General features: G+C 72.8%; 3 protein-coding genes. All 3 read right to left on the bottom strand.

The window, feature by feature from the left end; translation table 11 throughout:
- Positions 1 to 123: 123 nt before the first annotated feature.
- The 3 genes from KI385_RS42780 to KI385_RS42770 are packed head-to-tail and all read right to left on the bottom strand — an operon-like array spanning position 124 to position 21158.
- On the bottom strand, positions 124 to 351 hold the full coding sequence (locus tag KI385_RS42780) for an MbtH family protein (RefSeq protein ID WP_238577373.1): 228 nt from the start codon (positions 349 to 351) through the stop codon (positions 124 to 126).
- A gap of 60 nt (positions 352 to 411) precedes the next feature.
- Positions 412 to 7623, bottom strand: coding sequence for an amino acid adenylation domain-containing protein (locus tag KI385_RS42775; RefSeq protein ID WP_238577372.1), 7212 nt, complete (start codon positions 7621 to 7623; stop codon positions 412 to 414).
- Positions 7620 to 21158, bottom strand: a complete 13539-nt coding sequence (locus tag KI385_RS42770) for a non-ribosomal peptide synthetase (RefSeq protein WP_238577371.1) — start codon at positions 21156 to 21158, stop codon at positions 7620 to 7622. Before KI385_RS42770 ends, KI385_RS42775 begins: the two co-directional genes overlap by 4 nt.
- Positions 21159 to 21622: the final 464 nt, after the last annotated feature.

The raw sequence follows: 21622 nt of genomic DNA, 5'->3' as shown, positions 1-21622 counted from the left end.
GGAACTGTTCCGCCTCCTGTGCCGCCGGCTCCAGCGCCACCTCCTCGACACCGCCGATGGAGGGCTCCTGGTACGCCGGCAAAGCGGTTCTCCCCAGGATCCGGTGTGCCAGTCACCGACGGGTCAGGAACCAGTCCCGCCGGCCCCGTCCATGACCTCGACGAGGCTCTTCGGGCGCATGTCGGTCCAGTGCTCCTCGACATAGGCGAGGCAGGCCTCCCGGGAGTCCTCCCCGTGGGCGACCTCCCATCCGGCCGGGACCTCCACGAAGGACGGCCAGAGGGAGTGTTGACCCTCGTCGTTGACCAGCACCAGGTACGTGCTCTCGGGGTTCTCGAAGGGGTTGGTCATGGTGTGCTTCCTTCTTCCTTCTTCTGGTTTCTCCGGCTTTCCGGCTTTCCGGCTTTCCGGCTACCGACCGCGGTAGCCCGATGCTGCGACGTCGCCCAGCCTTTCGGCCACCACGCGCCCGATCTGGGCGAGCGGCACGGGCTTGCACATCTCCTGGTGGGTGCAGTCCACGGCGTACCGCTCCACGCGACCGGTGACGGCGGGCTCCCAGGCAGCCGCGGTCGGCAGCCCCGGCGAGCGTTCGGCGGTCGCCGTGAAGTGCAGGAGGCTCCCGTCGAACCGACCGGGCACGTGCGCCGCAGACAGGCGTGCGTTGTTCGCGACGATCTCGGTCATGGCCACCACGCGGCGCTCCTCCACGTCCGCCAGGGGCCCGCCGCCGCTCCGCAGAATCTCCATGACGTCGGCGATCCGCAGCGGTACGCCGTCCTCGGCGTGGCCCGCGAAGTCGAGCAGGGCCGAGAGGACTTCCTGCTCGTCCGGAAGCGGAACCGCCCTCTGGGGGTCCCGGGGGTAGGAGTCGAGCAGGGCGAGCAGAGCCACCTCTTCGCCTTCGGCCTGGAGGCGGACCGCGACGGCGTGGGCCGCGAGGCCGCCGAACGACCAGCCCAGCAGATGGTAGGGGCCGGTGGCCTGGACCGAACGGATCTGCGCGACGTAGTCGGTGACCAGATGGTCCATCGTCTCCGGGTACACATCCGGCCGCGCCATACCGCGCGACTGCAGCCCGTACACCGGGCGGTCCTGCCCCAGCTGCCGCAGCAGCCCGGTGTAGCACCAGCTCAGGCCATCGGAGGGGTGTATGCAGAACAGCGGCGGGAGCCCGCCGGAGGCCCGTAGCGGCAGGAGGACGTCGAAGGCGTCGCCCGAGACGCCCAGTCGGAGGCGTTCCATCAGGCGGCTCACCGTGGGTGCCGCGAACAGGTCCCGGACGGACAGGTCGAAGCCCAGCGTGTCCCGGATCCGGCTCACCAGCCGGATCGCCGCCAGCGAGTCACCGCCGAGTTCGAAGAAGTCGACATCGATGCCGGTGGCGACCACGCCGACGCACTCGGCGAACAGGCCGCAGAGGATCTCCTCCTCGGGCGTGCGCGCCCGCCACTTGGACACCACCGAGCGCGGGCCCGGCTCCGGCAGGGCCTGCCGATCCAGCTTCCCGCTGTTGGTCAGCGGAATGGCGTCCAGGACGACGACCGTGGCCGGGACCATGAACTCCGGCAGCACCTGGGCGGCGTGGGCCCGCAGCTCGGCCGGTTGCGGCTCGGCACCCGGCGCCCCGACCACATACGCCACCAGCCGCCGCTGTTCGGGCCGGTCCTCGCGGACGACGACCGCGGCCCGCGAGACCGTGGCGTGCCGGGTCAGAGCCGCCTCGATCTCGCCGGGCTCTATTCGGAACCCGCGCAGCTTGACCTGGTCGTCCGCGCGACCGGCGAATTGGAGAACGCCGCCCTCGGTCCAGCGGGCGAGGTCCCCGGTCCGGTACATGCGCTCCCCCGGCGCGCCGAACGGGCAGGCCACGAACCGCTCGGCCGTGAGGCGACGACGGTTCAGGTAGCCGCGGGCGAGCTGTACGCCGGCAAGGTAGACCTCTCCCACGGTGCCCGGCGGCATCGGGCCCAGGCCCGCGTCCAGCACGTAGGCACGCATGTTCCTGACGGGGCGGCCGATCGGCACCGGGCGGCCGTCCGGTGCCGCGGCCGGGATGCGCTCGCAGGTCCCGGACGTCGCGTGGACGGTGGCTTCCGTCGGGCCGTAGAGGTGGTGCAGGTCCACGTCCAGCACGGTCAGGGCACGGTCCCGCAGGTCCGTCGGGAGCGCCTCCCCTCCGGTCAGGACCCGCCGCAGGCTCGTGCAGCCGGCCGCGGCCGGTTCGTCGAGGAAGGTCCGCAGCATCGACGGCACGAAGTGCACGGTCGTCACCGCGTGTTCGCGGATCACCTGAGCCAGGTAGGTCGGGTCCCGGTGCCCCTCGGGGTCGGCGACCACGACCCGGGCCCCGGTGGTCAGAGGCCAGAAGAACTCCCACACGGACGCGTCGAAGGACGTCGGCGCCTTGTACAGGACCGAGTCGGAAGGTTCGAGTCCGAACTCGGCCTGAATGCCCAGCAGCCGGTTCACGACGGCGGCGTGCGGGACGACCACTCCCTTGGGCGCGCCCGTCGAGCCGGAGGTGTAGAGCACATAAGCGGGGTGCGCGGGCGTCAACGGCGTACCGAGGGCCGCGCCGCCCGGATCCACAGCGGGCCGGTCGCCGGGGTGCCGAACCTGGTCCCGGTCGTCCAGGACACAGACCGGCCCGGCGTCGTCGAGCAGGGCGCGGATCCGCTCGGCCGGGTAGTTCGCATCGACGGGCAGATAGGCCGCGCCGGACTTCAGCACGGCCAGCAGGGCCACGGCGAGTTCGACCGAGCGCGGCAGGGCGACGGCCACCACCTGCTCCGGTCCGGCGCCGCGCTCGATCAGAGCATGGGCCAGACGGTTCGCCCACGCGTTCAACTCGGCATAGGTCAGGTCGACTTCCTCGGCGGACAGGGCGATCGCGTCCGGCGTCCGGGCCGCCTGCGCCTCGAACAGCTCCGGCAGCGTCGAGGAGGACGGCGGCCGTGCGGTGTCGTTCCACTCCACCAGGACCCGCCCGCGCTCGGCGGGCGTGAGGGTGCCCAGCCGCCAGATCCGCTCGGCGGGGTCGGCGGTCGCGGCATCGAGCAGCCGCTCGAACCGGGTCACCAGGTCCGCCACCGTGCCCCGGTCGAACAGGTCCGTGCTGTACTCGACGGTGCCCTCCAGGCCGCCGGGCAGCCCGTCCGGGGTGCGGCGTTCCTCCAGTCTGAACAGCAGGTCGAACTTGGCCGACTGCGACTGCGTCCTCTCGGCTCGACAGTGCAGCCCCGGAAGGTCCACCGCCACGTCGTTGGTGTGGTGGAGCGTCAGCAGCACCTGGAAGAGCGGGTGCCGGGCTGCCGAGCGCGCCGGGTTGAGCACCTCCACCAGGTGCTCGAACGGCACGTCCTGATGCGAGTACGCGGCCAGGCCCGCCTCGCGCACCCGGTCCAGCAGCTCCGCGAAGCTCGGGTTCCCACCGGTGTCGGTACGCATCACCAAGGTGTTGACGAAGCATCCGACGACTTCGTCGAGCGCGTCGTCGGTGCGCCCCGCGGTCGGTGTGCCGATCGGGATGTCGGTGCCCGCGCCGTCCCGGGTGAGCAGCGCCGCCAGCGCCGCCTGGACGACCATGAACAGGCTCGCGTGCCCCGCCTGGGCCACCGCGGCGAGTCGGGCGTGGAGTTCCGGGCCCACACGCAGCGGCACCGTGGCGCCGCGGTGACTGGCCACCTCCGGACGTGGCCGGTCCCGGCGCAGCTCCAGCTCGGTCGGCAGCCCCGCCAGCGTCCGCCGCCAGTACTCCACCTGCCGGGACAGCACACTGTCCGGGTCGTCCGCCTCGCCGAGGAACCGCCGCTGCCACAGGGTGTGGTCGGCGTACTGGACGGGCAGCGGTGTCCAGGACGGTGCCCGGCCCGCGCGCCGGGCGGTGTAGGCGCTGGACAGGTCGCGGGCCAGCGGGCGGTTGGACAGGGCGTCGCCCGCGATGTGGTGGAGCACGAGCAGCAGGACGTGCTCGCCCGGGCCCAGCGTGAACAGCTTCGCGCGCAGGGGCGGTTCGGACGACAGGGCGAACCGGTGCGCGGCCGCGTCCGCGACCGAAGCGGCGAGCCCGGCCTCGTCGACCGCCACTACGGGCAGTTCGACGACGGCGCCGGCGTCGGCGGGGTCGAGGATGTGCTGGTGCGGCACGCCCGCCGCATCCGGATAGACCGTGCGCAGCGCCTCGTGCCGGGCCACCACATCGTTCAGGGCGGCGTGCAGCGCGGCGACATCGAGGTCCCCGGTCAGGCGCAGGGCGAACGGCATGTTGTACGTGGCCGACGGGCCCTCGAGCCGGTGCAGGAACCACAGGCGGCGCTGGGCGAACGACAGCGGCAGTTCGACCGGACGGTCGTCGGCGGGCCGCAGCACCGGACGCCGGGAAGCCCCTCGACCCGACACGTCGATCCGGGCCGCCAGACCGGCCACCGTGGGAGCCTCGAACACGTCCCGTACGGCGAGCTCGACACCGAGCACCGCACGGATGCGCGACACCAGGCGGGTCGCGAGCAGCGAGTGCCCGCCCAGGGCGAAGAAGTCGTCGTCGATCCCGGCCTGCTCGATCCCGAGGGCCTCGGCGAACAGCCCGCACAGGATCTCCTCGGCGGGCTCCCGCGGCTCCCGGCCGCCGGCCCCGTGGAGCCCTGGCCCGGGGGCGGGCAGGGAGCGGCGGGCCACCTTTCCGCTGGGGGTGAGCGGCAGCGCGTCGAGCACGACGACCACGGCGGGCACCATGAACCCGGGCAGCTTCCCGGCGGCGAACTCCCGCAGCTCGCCCGGGTGCACCCGGGCACCGGGCGCGGGCACCACGTAGGCGGTCAGGCGCTGGTCGCCGGGCCTGTCCTCACGCACCATCGCGACCGCGTGCCCGACCGTGGCGTGCCGGGCCAGCACCGCCTCGACCTCGCCGAGCTCGATACGGAACCCGCGCAGCTTCACCTGGTCGTCCGCCCGGCCCGCGAACTCCAACAACCCGGCCGCGGTCCAGCGGGCCAGGTCGCCGCTCCGGTACATCCTGCTCCCCGGCCCACCGAACGGGTCGGCGACGAAGCGCTCCGCGGTCAGGCCCGACCGGTTCAGATACCCCCGGGCGAGCTGTACTCCGGAGAGGTAGACCTCGCCCGTCACTCCGGGCGGCACCGGTCGCAGCCGCGCGTCGAGCACGTAGACCCGCATGTTCTGGATCGGCCTGCCGATCACCGGCCGGGCACTGTCCCGTACCCGGGCGCCGACGGCGTCCACGGTGCACTCGCTCGGCGCGTAGTAGTTGTGCACCTCGATGCCGGGGTACTCCCGCAGCGTCTCCCACAGCGCCGCGCCCGTGGCCTCCGCACCCAACAGGATCACGCCCGGCCGGTGCCCGGGGCCGTCCAGCATCCCCAGGCCTGCCAACTCGCGCATCAGCGACGGCGTGATCCCCAGGTAGTCGATGCCCCGGCCGCGTACGTACTCCAGCAGCGCGGCGGCGTCGCGGCGGGTGTCGTCGTCCACCACGTGCAGTTCGTGCCCGGCCACGAGGCCGAGAAGCTGTCCCATGCTCGCGTCGAACGACAGCGACGCCGTGTGTGCCACGCGCAGTCGTCGCCCGGCCGCCGCGGTCACCTTGGCCGCCGCGGGGGCGAAGACGCGCTCGCGGTGGCTGGCGAACAGGTTCGCCAGGCCCAGGTGTGTCACCAGCACGCCCTTCGGCACGCCCGTCGACCCGGACGTGTACACCACGTACGCTCCCCGGTCTCCCCGCACGACCGGCTGCTCGGTCGGCGCGCCCTGCCCCGTGGCCGCCCGCGCGTCCGTGGCCGGGGGCGCGTCCGTGGCCGGGGGCGCGTCCGTGGCCGGGGGCGCGTCCGTGGCCGGGGGCGCGTCCGCGTCCAGCAGCACCAGTGGCGCCCGGCACTCGCCCAGCCGCCCGGCCAGTGCCCGCTCGGTCACCACCACGGGCACCGACGCGTCGGCGAGCATGAACGCCAGGCGCTCCGCCGGATAGCCGGGGTCCAGCGGCACACACACCCCTCCGGCCTTCCAGACGGCCAGGACGGCGGCGATCATCTCGGTCGACCGGCGCACGCACAGACCGACCAACACATCGGGCCCGACGCCGTGGTCGGCCAGGTGCCCGGCGAGCTCGTCCGCCCGCGCGCGCAGTTCCGCGAACGTCCGCTCCACCCCGTCGGCGACCACGGCCACCGCGTCCGGGGTCCGCGCGGCCTGTGCCTCGAAGGCCTCGGGAACCAGGACGGACGGTGGCTCGCCGACCGTGCCGTTCCACTCCACCAGGACCTGGTCCCGTTCGGCCGGTGCCAGGATCTCCAGGGCGCCGATCCGCCGTCCCGGGTCCGCGACCGCGGTCCGGAGGACCCGGACCACCCGGCCCATGATCGCCTCCGCGGTCTCCTGGTCGAACAGGTCGACCTGGTGGTCCAGACGCAGCCGCAGCGGTTTCCCCGGCATCACCATGAAGTTGAGCGGGTAATGAGTGACGCCGTAGCTCCGGCTCGCCACCACCCGCAGCCCGCTGCCGTGCGCGACGGTGGCCGCCGCAGCGTCTTCCGTCGGAAGATTCTCGAACACCGTTGCCGTATCGAAGAGTTCACCGGCGTCCAGCGTGCGCTGGATGTCGGCAAGGCCCACGTGCTGGCAGGCCATCAGGCGCGTCTGATCCTCCTGTAGGCGCGCCAGCATCCCGGCCAGCGGCTCCGCCGGATCGAGACGGACCCGGACCGGCAGCGTGTTGGCGAACAGGCCGATCATCCTCTCGACCCCGGGCACCTCGGGCGGGCGCCCGGACACCGTCGTGCCGAACACCACGTCGGCCCGGCCGGTCAGCTGGCCGAGCACGATCGCCCAGGCCCCCAGGAACACCGTGTTCAGCGTCAGGCCCGCCCGGCGGGTCAGGCCGTCGAGCGCCGCGGCAAGGTCGTCGGGCAGGTCGCGGAGCACCTGGCCCGGCGGCTCGGCCGCCCGGGACGGGTCCGCCGGAGCGACCCGGGTCGGTTCGTCGACGCCCTTCAGCATGTCGCGCCAGACGTCCTCGGCAGCCGCCCGGTCCTGACCGGCCAACCAGGCCAGGTAGTCGCGGTACCTGGCCGCCGGCGGCATCCCCTCGTCCCGGCCGCCCCGCGTGTACAGCTCGAACAGCTCCGCCAACATCAGCTGCGCGGACCACCCGTCCAGCACCAGGTGATGGGCGGTGACGAGGAACCGGTGGTGCGCCGGCCCGAACCGGACGAGCGTGAACCGCAGCAGCGGCGGGCGGGCGGGGTCGAAGCGGCGGAGTCTGTCCTCCACCGCCAGCCGCTCCGCCTCGGCTTCCCGCGCATCGGGATCCACCGCGCCGAGGTCGACCTCCTGCCAGGGCAGCGCCACCTCGCGCGGGACGACCTGCACCGGCTCATCCAGATCCTCGTGCCAGAACCCGGCGCGCAGGCTCGCATGGCGCCGGAGCAGTGCCCGCGCGGCCGCGCGCAGTGCGACGACGTCGAGGGCACCGTCCAGGTCGAAGGCCTGCTGCACCGTGTAGACGTCGAGCGCCGCCTCGTCGTAGAGCGCGTGGAAGAGCAGTCCTTCCTGCAGTGGTGCCAGCGGCAGGATGTCCTCCAGCTCCGCCTGTGTCTCCGCCTGTGTCAACGTGTTCTCCTCCACGCGGCCTGGAGCCGCTCGAGCTTGTCCTGGCTCAGCCGGACCAGCGGTACGTCGGACGGGGTGAGACCACCCGCGGCGGGGCTCCTCGCATGGGCGGCCAGTGCCTCCAGTGCGCGCGCCCAGGTGTCGGCCAGGTCGCGCAGGTCGGCCTCGGTGAACCACCCCTGCGGCCAGCACCAGGTCGCGGCCAGCCGCGAGCCGCCCGGATGGTCCACGGCGGCAACCTTCACCTCGATCTGGTGCTTCCGCGGCGTACCCGGCTCGGCCGGCCATGAGCCGGTCGAGGGCTGCGGGAACCGCCCGAGATACTGGAATGCGACCTGCGGCGCGGGCAGGCCCGCCAGGGCGGGGGCGGTGTCGGGGTTGACGTGGCGCAGCAGGCCGAAGCCCAGTCCACCGTCCGGCAGGGACCTCAGGTGCTCCTTGACCCGTTTCAGGGCCGCTCCGGCGGCGGCACCGCCCTCCCACAGCTCGTGCCAGTCCAGCCCACCCAGGTCCAGGCGGACCGGATGCGTGACGGTGAAGCAGCCCATGGTGCGGGACAGGCCGACGCCTTCGGTGAGGCCCGTCCGGCCGGGCCGCCGTACATCGGCCACCACGGCGTTGCCACCGGCGTCCCGGGCGTCCGGATTCTTCGATGTGTCCGCACCGCTCGGGCAGGCGGCCACTCGGCGGCGCCGCCAGTCGGCCACCGCCAGGGCGAACGCGGTCAGCAGCACGTCCTCGACGTCGGCGCGGAAGGCCTCCGGCACGCTGGTGAGCAGCGCCTCGGTGCGCTCGGCGGGCAGTGTGAGCGTCAGCACGCCCGCTGCGGCCACCGCATCCCCAGGCACCTCCATCGGCCGGCCGCCCAGGTCCCCGCCCGACTCCCCGGGCCCGGTTCTCGCCCCGGCGAGGATCTCGGTCCACCGTGGAAGCTCCTCGACGCGTCGGACGTCCTGTGCCTGGGCGCGCAGGTGTTGGGCCCAGCGCCGCAACGACGTGCCGACCTCCGGGAGTTCGGGCCGTCGGCCGTCAGCAGCCGCCTCGCAGGCGAGGGCGACGTCCTGCAGCAGGATGCGCCAGGACTCCGCGTCCGCCACGAGCCGGTGCAGCACCAGCAGCAGGCGCCCGGGCCGGCCGGACCCGGCGTCGAACCAGACCGCCTGGACCACTGCTCCCGACTCCGGCGCGAGGCGCGACGACGCGGCCCGCTCTTCCGCGGCGAGCAGGTCTTCGCTCGCCGCGGCACCGACCCGGTGGAGGCAGTCCGCGGCCCGGTTCGCCCCGGGGGGCATCACCTCCGGCAGCCACTCGTCCCGGTCCGTCTCCGGGCCGGGGCCGGGGACCCGGTTCAGGCGCATCCGCAGCGCGTCGTGGTGGTCCAGGACCGCTTGCAGGGCCGCCTCGATCCGCCCCGCGTCCAGCCCCGCCGGGACCTCCATGGCCATCGCCTCGTACCGGGTGCCCGGATCCGCGTCCCGCTCCCGCAGCTCGTGCAGGGCCGGGGTCAGCGGCATCGCGCCGATGCCCGCCTGCGGCGTCTCGGCCTCGGCCGGTGCCGCGTCGAGCGTGCGGGCCGCCGCCGCCAGTGCGGCCACGGTCTTGTGCTGGAACACGTCCTGGGGGGTGATCGCCATCCCCGCGGCCCTGGCCCTGCTGACCACCTGGATGGAGACGATGCTGTCGCCGCCGATGTCGAAGAAGCCGTCGTCGACGCCGACGGCCGGCAGGCCGAGTACGTCGGCGAAGATGTCGCACAGCAGTCGCTCCTGTGCGGTGGTCGGCGGGCGGTGCGCCACGGCGCCGGAGGCTTCCGGCGCGGGCAGCGCCTCGCGGTCGACCTTGCCGTTCGGCGTCAGCGGCAGGGCGTCGATCGCGACGACGGCCGAGGGCACCAGGTACTCCGGCAGCTTCTCCCGCAGCCGGGCACGTACGGAGGCACCCAGGGGCACCGTCGGTGCCACCGCCGCCGGGTCGTTGGTGAAGCCCCGCAGTGTCGACCGGTCCGGCGCCCCGAAGACCACCGGCCGGTACACCCCGGTGACGGCGGCACCGGCGCTGTCCGGGGCGTCGGAGAGCAGTACGTCGAAGCAGTCGTCGCCTTTCTCGCCCGACCAGGTGACGGCCACCTGGAAGCCGAGCCGTTCACCCAGCTCGTAGAGGTCCTCCGGGTCCACGGTCACGGCGTGCGCCGGGGCGGCCTCGCCCGCCAGCCGGGCGTTGGGGATACCGGTGACCCGCAGCCGGTCCGGCCGACGCTCGACCAGCAGCGCGGCGAGTTCCTCCGTCCCTCCGGTCATCTCCGGCCAGCGCAGCACCGGTGCTTCATCGAACGACCGCACCTGTGAGGCCAGCGGCGCGCGGTGCAGGACAACGTCGTAGCGGTAGCGGGACAGCTCGTTGTGGTACCGCCCGCGCTTGAGGCGGACATCCACGGCGCCGATCCCGGACACCACGCCGGTCAGGGCCGGGAAGAAGTCCGGGTCGACCAGCAACTCCCGCTCCTGTGCGGTGCTGCCCGTGGCAGCCTGCAGCATCGGCAGCAACCGCAGGTTGCGGACGTCACCGAGGAACAGGGCACCACCCGGCGCGAGGAGACCCATCGCCTTGACGATGACCTCGGTCAGGTAGTCGGCGTGGGGGAAGTACTGGACCACCGAGTTGAGCACCACGGTGTCGAAGAAGCCCTGCGGCAGCCCGGTGAGGTCGTCGGCCGGCTGCGCCCGCAGCTCGACCCGGGAGGCGATCTCCGGCTCGTCGGCCGCCTGGGCCGCCAAGGCCTCGACCACGACCGCGGACAGGTCGGTACCCCAGTACTGCTCACACTCCGCGGCGAGTTGGGACAGGATCAGCCCTCGGCCCACCCCGATCTCCAGGATGCGTCCGGGCCGCAGTTCGCGGATCCGCGTGACGGTCGCGTCCCGCCACTGCCGCATCTCGCCCTCCGGGATCGGCTGCCCGTCGTAGCTGCTGTTCCAGCCGGTGAAGTCCGCACCGAACGGAGCGGGCGCCGACCGCCCGTACAGCGTGTCGTACAGCTGCCGCCACTCCCGTACCCGGCCCGCCTCGTCCGGCGTGCCGTCGAGGTCCGTGGACGTCGCAGGGTCCGTGGCCTGCGCGGTGCCCTCTGCCGCAGGCACGACGTACCCCACCAGGCGGCTCCCGCCAGGCCCGTCCTGGCGGACCGCCGCGACCGCCTGCGCCACCCGGGGGTGGGCGGCCATCGCGGACTCGACCTCGCCGAGCTCGATCCGGTGGCCCCGGATCTTCACCTGCTGATCGGCCCTCCCGGCGAACTCCAGGTCGCCCGCGCGGTTCCACCGCGCAAGGTCCCCCGTGCGGTACATCCGCGATCCGGCATCGCCGAACGGACAGGCCACGAACCGCTCGGCGGTCAGGCCCGGCCGCCCCAGGTAGCCGCGGGCCAGGCCCGCGCCGGCCAGGTACAGCTCGCCCACCATGCCCGGCGGCACCGGACGCAGCCCGGCGTCCAACACATAGGCCCGCGCGCCGAGGATCGGGGTGCCGATCGGCGGCACGCCGCCCTCGCCGCCCTCGCCGCGCCCGCCGGACAGCGGTCGGCTCATCGTCGCGCAGACCGTCGACTCCGTCGGCCCGTAGGCGTTGACCATCCGTCGGCCCCGGCTCCAGGCCGCCACCGTCTCCGGCGAACAGGCCTCACCGGCCACCACCAGCGTGGTCACCGACGCCAGCTGGTCAGGGGTCATCACCCCGAGCGCCACCGGCGGCACGGTCAGGTGCGTCACCCCGCGCTCGGCCACCAGCGCCGCGAGGTCCGGTCCCGGAAGCAGCCGCTCGGGCGGCGCCACCACCAGCGCCGCGCCGGTCAGCAGCGCCATGCACAGCTCCCAGAACGCCGCGTCGAAGCTCGGCGAGGCGAACTGCAGGACTCGGCTGCCCGGCCCGCAGTCGAAGGCCTGCGTCTGCGTCGCCACCAGGGCGGCCGCTCCGGCGTGGGTGACCGTCACGCCCTTGGGGGTGCCGGTCGAACCGGACGTGTACAGGACGTAGGCGGGGTGCGCGGGCGTCAACGGCCGTAAGCGGTCGGCGTTGTCGGGGTTGGTGTCCGGCCGGCCGGCCAGGTCCGCGGCCCGGTGTCCGTCGGCGTCGTCGTCCAGGTTCAACGTGGGCAGATCGTCGGCGCCTGGTATCCCGGCGCCGCCGGTACCGGATGTCAGCAGCAGCGACGGCCGGGCGTCGCCGAGCAGGAACGCCAGGCGCTCGGCCGGGTAGCCGAGGTCGAGCGGGAGGTAGGCCGCCCCCGCCTTGAGAACGGCGAGCATCGCCACGACCAGGTCCGCGGAGCGGGGAAACGCCAGTGCGACGGTCTGCTCCGGTCCGACGCCCCGCGAGATCAGCAGGTGGGCCAGACGGTTCGCCCGGCCGTTGAGCTCCTCGTAGGTCAGCACGCCGGATTCCGACAGCACCGCCGGTGCCCCGGGTTCACGCGCCGCCCGGCGTTCGAACAGCGCCGGGAGGACGGCGGGCGGGATCGGGTCACCGGCGGCGCCCAGCACCTGGGTGCGCTCGGCAGACGTGAGGATGTCGGCCTCGCCGATGCGCCGTGCCGGGTCACCGCTCACCGCCTCAAGGAGCCGGATCCACCGCGCCACCACGGCCTCGACCGTCCGCCGGTCGAACAGGTCGGTGCTGTACTCCACCGTCCCGCGCACTCCGCCGAAGGAGCCCGTGGGCGCTCCCGGCGGCGCGGGGCGCTCTGTGACGCTGAAGAACAGGTCGAACCGCGAGGTCCCGGAACCGGCCGGTTCGAGTGTCACGTCCACCCCGGGCAGCGTCAGATCCGCCTCCGGAGTGTTCTGCAGCACCAATGCCACCTGGAACAGCGGATGGCGGTTCGCGGAGCGGACCGGATTCAGCACCTCCACCAGATGCTCGAAGGGCACGTCCTGATGGGCGTAGGCGGACAGTGCCGTCTCCCGCACGCGCCCGAGCAGTTCGCTGAACGACGGATCACCCGAGGTGTCGGTGCGCATCACCAGCGTGTTGACGAAGAGCCCGATCGCGTCGTCGAGCACCTCGTCGCGGCGCCCTGCGATGCCGCTGCCGATCGGCAGGTCGGTACCGGCGCCCAGCCTGGTCAGCAGGGCGGCCAGACCGGCGTGCAGCACCATGTACAGGCTGGCCTCCCCGGCCCGGGCCAGACCCGCGAGCCTGCGGTGCAGCTCCGGGCTCAGGTCGAAGCCGAGCGTCTCGCCGCGGTACGTGGACACGGCGGGGCGGGGACGGTCCGCCGGGAGCGCGAGCTGCTCGGGCAGGTCCGCCAGTGCCTCGCTCCAGTACGCGATCTGCCGGGCGAACAGACTGTCCGGGTCGTCCTCGTCCCCCAGCAGCGCGCGCTGCCAGAGCGTGTAGTCCACGTACTGGACCGGCAGCGGCGCCCACGACGGAGCCTCGCCCCGGCATCGCGCGGCATAGGCGGCCGCGAAGTCCCGCGACAGCGGAGCCATCGACCACCCATCGCCCGCGATGTGGTGCATCAGTACCACCAGTACGTGCTCACGCCGGCCCAGGACGAACAGTTCGGCCCGCAGCGGCAGATCGACCGCGAGGTCGAAGGGATAGCGCGCCGCCTCTCTCACGGCCTCGCGCAGCCCGGCCTCGTCGATATGCCGGACGATCAGTTCGGGGCGCACACCGGCCGCCCCGAGGACGAGCTGACGGGGCACCCCGTCCACCACCGGGAACACGGTGCGCAGGCTCTCGTGGCGCGCCGCGACGTCCGCCAGCGCGGCCCGCAGCGCCGCCTCGTCCACCTCACCGCGCAGCCGCAGGGCGACCGGCATGTTGTACGTCGCGCTCGGCCCCTCCAGACGGTGCAGGAACCACAGCCGCTGCTGCGCGAAGGACAGCGGCACCACATCGGGCCTGAGCACCGGCCGCAGGGCCGGACGCAGCTCCTCCTGGCGTGCCTCCGCATCGCTCAGCCGCTCGGCGATCCCGGCGACCGTGGGCGCCTCGAACACGGCGCGGACGGTCAGTTCGGCGCCGAGGACGGAGCGGATGCGGCTGATCAGCCTGGTCGCCAGCAGCGAATGCCCGCCGAGGTCGAAGAAGTTGTCGTCGACACCGACGGCCGCCACGCCGAGGACCTGCGCGAACAGGTCACACAACGCGTGCTCCCGTGGCGAGGCCGGCCGACGCGAGCTGGCGACGGACCCGAGGTACGGGGCCGGGAGCGCCGCCCGGTCGAGCTTTCCGTGAGCGGTCAGGGGAAGCTCGCCGAGAACCACCACTGCGGTCGGCACCATGTACGCGGGCAACTGCTCCCGGAGCGACACGGTGAGCGCGGCGACGAGTTCACCGCGCCGCCGGGAGGTCCCCGGGTCGTTCGCGAACGCCGCCGGTGACGCCCCCGGGGCGGTCGCGGCCGGTCGGTGGACGCCGCTGAGCGCGGCCGACGCCGGGTCCGTGAAGAGCACGTCGAGGCTCTCGGCGTCGCTTCCCGAGCGCGTCACCGCTACCCGGTAGCCCAGTCGTTCGCCCAGTTCGCAGAAGGTGTCGGGCCCGAGGGCCGGCGCCGAGGGCCGCTCCGCGGCGCCGAGAAGGGCCAGCAGGTCCGCCGGCGGCCATCCCTCGTCCAGGGCCCGCAGGGCGGCGGCCTCGTCCGCCAGCCGCGCGTCGGGGACCCCGGTCAGCCGCAGCGCGGGCACCCGGGCCGCGGCCAGGTTCCGCTCCAGGGCATCGAGGCCGGAGACGTCGTGGCCCCACCGCAGTTCCGGCGCCGTCTCCAGGGCCCGCATCCGGGTGGCCGGCCGCTTGTGCAGCACGACGTCGTACCGGTAGCGGCTCAGCTCGTTGACGTAGGCGCCGCGCTTGACTTGCAGGTCGACGCCAGCGACGTCGTCCCGCTGCGTCGCGAGCGCGGTGAAGAATCCCGGGTCGAGCAGCAGTTCCTTCTCCAACAGCACGGCCTGCTCCACCGCGTGGCGCACCACGGCGACGTCGGCGGACGGCATGGCGCGGCGCAGTTGCGCCGCCGTGTGCAGGCACCGCAGCAGCCGCAGGTCACGCACGTCGCCGAGGAACACCGCCCCGCCGGGCGCCAGCAGCTCCAACGCCGTGTCGATCACGCCGGTGAGATAGCCGGCGTCCGGGAAGTACTGGGCGACCGAGTTGATCACCACAGTGTCGAAGCAGCCGGCCGGCAAGCCGTCGGCGTCCGCGGCGGGCTGGACGCGCAGTTCCACCCGCCCGGCCAGGCCCTGCCCGGCCACCTGGGCCCGCAGCCCCTCGATCGCGTCCGCCGAGATGTCGGTGCCCCAGTAGGCCTCGCAGTCCGGCGCGAGCTGCGAGAGCAGCAGGCCGCTGCCCACGCCGATCTCCAGCACCCGCCGCGGCCGTAGCTCGCGGATCCGCGCGACGGTGGCGTCCCGCCACTGGCGCATCTGCCCGACGGGGATCGGCTCTCCGTGGTAACTGCTGGTCCAGCCGGTGAAGTCCTCGCCGAAGGGGGCGGGCTCCGCACCGGCGCGCCCGGCGCCGTACAGGGAGTCGTACACGTCCTGCCACTCGCCCAGCTGTGCCTGTGTCGCTTCGTCGTCGCGCCGCTCGTCGGCCGCCGGAACGACATAGGCCACCAACTGCGTGCCGGACGCCTTGTCCTCCCGGGCGACGACGGCGGCCTGTGACACGGCCTCATGCCGGGACAGTGTCGTCTCGATCTCCGCCGGCTCGATCCGGTACCCCCGGAGCTTGACCTGCTCGTCGACGCGGCCGACGAAGACCAGCAATCCGTCCGCGGTCCACCGGGCGAGGTCCCCGGTCCGGTACATCCTCGTCCCCGGCCCGCCGAACGGGTCCGCCACGAACCGCTCCGCCGTCAGGCCGGGCCGGTTCAGGTAGCCACGCGCGAGCTGGGCCCCGGCCAGGTACAGCTCCCCGGTCACGCCGGGCGGCGCCAGTCGCATCCAGGCGTCGAGCACATAGGCCCGCGTGTTCGGGACGGGCCGCCCGATCGGCAAGGGGCCGTCCCCGGTCGCGGCGCCGGGCGGCACACGATGCGTGAGGCAACCCACCGTGGACTCGGTCGGCCCGTATTCGTTGACCACCATGGCCTGTGGGTGCGCACGGCGCCACGGCCCGAGCAGCTCACCGGTGAGCTGCTCGCCGCCCAGGACCAGGTCCGCGACCGCCGCCTCATGACCGGGCATGGCGCCGAGCAGCGCAAGGTGGCTCGGCGTCGCCTTCAGGAACGTGTACGGGCCCGGGGCCGGCGACCCGCTGGACAGGTCCCCGACCAGCAAACGGCCACCCGAGGTCAGCGACGCGAACAGCGCGGTGACGGTCAGGTCGAAGGAGACCGGCGAGTGCAGCAGCGCCGTCCCGGCCGTGCCCGGGTACGCGCCCCGGGCGAAGTGCAGGTAAGCCGCCAGCGCCCGGTGCTCGACGAGCACACCCTTGGGGCGGCCCGTGGAGCCCGACGTGTAGATCACGTACGCGGGATGCTCGGGCCGCAGCGCCGCCGTTCGGTCGGTGTCCGACGGATCGCGCTCGGGCTGTTCCCCGGTGTCCCGCTCTGTCTCGGCGTCGTCCAGCACGATCCAGCGCAGGCCTGTCGCGGGCAGGTCCGCGGCGACCGCGCTCGAGGTGAGTCCACAGACCGCGCGAGCGTCGTCGAGCAGGAAGCGGAGCCGCTCGGCCGGGTGGGCCGGCTCGACGGGCAGGTACGCCGCGCCCGCCTTCAGCACGGCCAGCAACGCGACGACCAGGTCGGCGGAGCGCGGCAGGGCGACCGCCACAACCTGCTCCGGGCCGATGCCGCGGCCGATGAGCAGCCGCGCCAGGCGGTTGGCCCGCGCGTTCAGTGCGGCGTAGCTCAGATCGGTGACGCCGTCGGTCACCGCGACCGCGTCCGGCGTCCGCGCCACCTGCGCCTCGAACAGCCCCGGAAGCGGTGTCAGGGGGTACGCGGACTCGACGCCGTTCCATGTCACCAGCAGCTTCTCGCGCTCGGTGGCGTCGGTGAGGTCGAAGGCGCTGATCGGCCGGTCCGGCCCGGCCGCCGCGGCCTCCAGCAGCCGCACGAACCGGGCCGCCAGGGCCTCGGCAGTGGCGCGGTCGAACAGGTCCGTGCTGTACTCCAGCACCCCGTCGACCCGGTCCGGGCCGCCGTCGTCGGTGTACCGGTCGGTGAGGCTGAACAGCAGGTCGAACTTGGCCGCGTCCAGCTCGGCGGCGTCGGCGATCACGCGCAGGCCAGGCATGGCGAACTCGGGGGCGGCGTTGTTCTGCAGCGTCAGCATCACCTGGAACAGCGGGTGCCGGGCCGCCGACCTGACCGGGTTGAGCAGTTCGACGAGATGCTCGAAGGGCACGTCCTGGTTCGCGTAGGCGGCCAGGTCCGCTTCCCGTACGCGGGTGAGCAGTTCGCCGAAGGCCGGGTCGCCCGAGGTGTCCAGGCGCACCACGAGCGTATTGACGAAGAACCCGACGAGGTCGTCGAGGGCCTCGTCGGTACGGCCGGCGATGGCGCTGCCGAGCGGGATGTCGGTGCCCCCGCCGACCCTGCTGAGCAGGGCGGCGAGTCCGGCCTGCAGCACCATGAAGAGGGTCGCGCCAAACTCCCGTGCCAGTTCGGCGAGCCGCAGGTGCAGGTCCGCGTCCAGCGTGAACAGCACACTGCCGCCACGGTGGGCGGTGACGGCCGGACGGGGCCGGTCGGTGGGCAGGTCCAGCTGCTCGGGCAGCCCGTGGAGCGTACGGGTCCAGTGGGCGACTTGAGCGGAGATCAGGCTGTCCGGGTCGTCCTCGCTGCCGAGGAGGTCGTGCTGCCACAGCGCGTAGTCGGCGTACTGGACCGGCAGCGGAGCCCAGTTGGGGGCCCGGCCGGAGCAGCGGGCCGTGTAGGCGGCGGAGAGGTCCCGGGCGAACGGGACGTTCGACCAGCCGTCCCCGGCGATGTGGTGGAGCACCAGCAGCAGCGCGTGCTGGTCCGCGGCGAGCGCGAACAGGTGTGCGCGGAGCGGCGGTTCGGTGGTCAGGTCGAACCGGTATGCCGCCGCGGCACCCAGCGCCTCGCTGAGCCCGGCCTCGGTCACCTGGTGGGCCGCAAGCTCCACCACCGCCTCGTCCGGTGCGAGCACCCTCTGGCTCGGGGCCTCGCCGACCTCCGGGAACACCGTGCGCAGGGTCTCGTGCCGGGCGACCACGTCGTTCAGGGCCGCACGCAGCGCACCGACGTCCAGATCCCCCGAAAGCCGCAGCGCGAACGGCATGTTGTACGTCGGACTGGGCCCCTCCAACTGGTGCAGGAACCACAGTCGGCGCTGCGCGAACGACAACGGCACCACATCCGGACGAGGGTCGACCGGACGCAGGGCGAGCCGCCGCTCACCTCCGTCACCCATCCGCGCCAGGAGTCCGGCCACCGTCGGCGCCTCGAAGACATCCCGCACCGAGAGCTCCGCCCCCAGTACCGCCCGCATGCGGCTGACCAAGCGCGTGGCGAGCAGCGAATGTCCGCCGAGATCGAAGAATCCGTCGTCGACGCCGACCCGGTCCACACCGAGGACCTCGGCGAACAGACCGCACAGGATCTCCGCCACGGTCGAGCGCGGCGCCCGCCCCGGGGTCGGTGCGACGGGGTCCGGGGCAGGCAGCGCGGCGCGGTCGAGCTTGCCGTTGACCGTCAGCGGCAGCACATCGAGCGGCACGATCGCGGAAGGAACCATGTACGCGGGCAGGCTCCGGGCGGCGGCCTCCCGCAGCGCGGCCGGGTCCGGTGCGTCTGCCCGTACGCCGACGACGTAGGCCACGATCCGCTGGTCGCCGGGGCGGTCCTCACGTACGACGGCCACGGCCTGGGACACGTCCTCGTGCCCGGCCAGTACCGCCTCGATCTCGCCCAACTCGACCCGGAACCCTCTCAGCTGCACCTGGCCGTCCGCGCGCCCGATGTAGTCGAGTCGGCCGTCGGCGGTCCACCGGGCCAGGTCACCGCTGCGGTACATCCGAGAGCCTGGCCCGCCGAATGGATCGGCCACGAATCGTTCCGCGGTCAGGGAGAAGCGGTTCAGGTATCCGCGGGCCAGCCCCGCACCCGCCACGTACATCTCTCCGGTGACGCCGGGCGGTACCGGCCGCAGCGCCGCATCCAGCACATGGACACGGAGGTCGGGAATCGGCCGGCCGATCACGCTGCGGGACGGACCGCTCTCCACGTCGTCCTCGCCGAGTGGGGCGTAGGTGACATGGACCGTGGTCTCGGTGATGCCGTACATGTTCACCAGCCGTGGCGCATTCACCGGGTGCCGCCGGAACCACTCCGCCACATTCCCTGGTTCCAGCGCCTCACCGCCGAATATGACCGTCCGCAGCGCCAGCTTCGCCGCGCTCTCCGCGTCTTCGGCCTCGGCCCGCATCAATTGGTGGAACGCCGACGGCGTCTGATTGAGCACTGTCACCCCGTGACGCACCAACACGTCAAGGAACTCCGCCGGCGAACGCGACACCTCGTGCGGCACCACCACCAGCCGGCCGCCGTGCAGCAACGCCCCCCACAACTCCCAGACGGAGAAGTCGAACGCAAAGGAATGGAACAGCGTCCACACGTCATCCGCGCCGAAACCGAACCACCGCTCGGTCTCGGCAAACAGCCGCGCCACGTTCCGGTGCGGGACCACCACACCCTTCGGCGCACCGGTCGAACCCGACGTATAGATCACATACGCCGGATGCGACGACACCGACGGCGCCGAACGCTCCGCCTCGGTCACGTCATCACCGGGCTGCGCGGCAAGAGCCGCAACGGTGCTCTCGTCGTCGAGCACCATCACCTTGCCCTCGCCGCAGGGAAGCTGACGCGCGAGCCCACCCGGGGCCACCACACACACCGGATCCGCATCACGCAGCATCAGCTCGATCCGGCCCACCGGATAGCCAGGGTCGATCGGCAGGTAGGCCGCACCGGCCTTCACCACCGCCAGCAACGTCACCACCAAGTCCGCGGAACGCGGCAACGCCACCGCCACCAACCGCTCCGGCCCCGCACCCCGCCCCACCAGCACACGCGCCAGCCTGTTCGCCCGGGCGTTCACCTCCGCGTACGACAACTCCACATCGCCCGCCACCACCGCCACCGCATCCGGCGTCCGCCGCACCTGCGCCTCGAACAACTCCGGAAGCGTCCGGTCCGGGACATCGGCACGGAACTCGCCCGCAGGCGGCAGCACCTGTGCGCGCTCCTCCGGGAGCAGGACCTCGAGCCTGCCGATCGGCAGTCCCGGATCGGCTGTGGCGAGACCGTCCAGCACTTGCAGGAAGCGCTGCTGATGGGCGGCGTTCTCCGCGGCGCTGTACATGCCGGGATTGGCGTCGAAATGCACGCGCATCGTGCCGTCGCCCGACCCGTCGTCGACGCAGATGGAGAGGTCGTGAACCGGCCCGGTCGACAGGTTGACGGGCGTCGCCCGGGCGTCGCCGAATGCCAGCTCATGGGCGAAGGACATGATGTTGACCGACGGGCCCATGAGGCGGCGGCCGCTGCCCACCGTCTTCAGGTCGCGGCTCAGGTCCTCGTACCGGTAGCGCTGATGCTTGAGCAACTGCCGGGCCTCGGTGGACACATGGCGCAGGAGCTCCTCGCCGCTCATGCCGGGCCGGACTTCCAGCAGGAGCGGCAGTTCGTTGGACATCGGCCCGCGGATGCCTCGTCCGCTGCGGGTCCTCCCGGTCACAGGGATGCCGAGGGCCACCTCCTCGGCGCCGGTCATCCGGCTGAGGTAGACCGCCGCGGCGGCCATCAGGGGAACGGGGAGGCCGACCCGTGACCGGCGCGCCAACGCCCGCAAGGCGTCCACGGTCGAAGACGGCAGCTGTGCGGTCTCCCGCTGAACGCTCCGCGAGACCCCGACCGCCCGGTCCGCGAGGCTGCGCGGCTCGGGGCGGCCCGCCAGCCGGCCCAGCCAGTAATCCCGGTCCCGCGCACATCGCTCCGAGGCGCGGTATGCGGCTTCGTCGTCCAGGAGCAGGTCCAGTGAGCCGCCGTCGTCCTCCCGTACCGGCGCCCCGTGCAGCGCAGCCGTGTAGACCTCGGCCAGCCGGCGCACGAACAGCGCACACATGTACCCGTCGGTGACCAGGTGATGGCCGCGCAGATGGAAGAAGTACCGGTCCGTACCGGCCCGCAGCAGCGCCAGGGTGAACGTCCGACCGGACTCAAGGCTCACCGGCCGGCCCGCTTCGGCCCGCATCCAGGCTTCGGCGGCTGCCCGCGGATCCGGTTCCGTGCTGATGTCCAGGACGGACAACCCATCGTCCGCCGGCTCGAATATCTGCCGGATCTCCTGGCCGTCCTGAGTGAAGCGGACGTTCAGCGTGTCGGTCTCCGCCACCACCCGCCGCACCGCAGCGTCGAGCAGCACCACATCGATCGGGCCCTCAATCTCCAGGTACTGCGCAATGTTATAGCTCGGGCTGTCCTGGTCGAGCTGCTGCGCAAACCAAATACCACGCTGCGCAATCGATAACGGCCAGCTGCGGTGCTGAGGACGGGACACTTCACACCCAATCTTTCCAGAAGTCTGTGGCGAACCCTCAGGTCGTCGGCTAGCGGTTCAAGGGCCCCGGCTCGGCAGGGCGGAGGTATACGGACGTAATCGGAGCTCGACGTCAGCGGCGCTGACCTCGAGGGCACTTCGGCAGCTCTGATCAGCGACGTAGGGCGGTCTCGCCGCTGAAAGCTGGAAAGGGCCAGTCAGCCCTTGTCACGAGTGCGTTCACGCTCTGGTGAGGTGCGGACCGGCAGAATTCTCGGTGCTCTCCTCAAGGATCGTGCCCGTTCCGCTTCAAGGCCGTTGTCGAACCGGGCCGTCCACACAGCCGCATTGGCCTTGTCCTCGAAAGAACTGCCAAGCCGGCACGGTGGGGAGGACCGTGGGACTCTCCGCGAGGGAGTACGAGTCTCTGGTGCCCCTGGCGGTCCTCCATCCTTCCCTGACCGCAATGCCACGAGCGCTGACCC

This window comes from Streptomyces inhibens, from assembly GCF_022221585.1.
Classification (GTDB): Bacteria; Actinomycetota; Actinomycetes; order Streptomycetales; family Streptomycetaceae; genus Streptomyces; species Streptomyces inhibens.
Note: the sequence above shows the minus strand (reverse complement) of the source record. Positions and strands in the feature narration are given on the sequence as shown.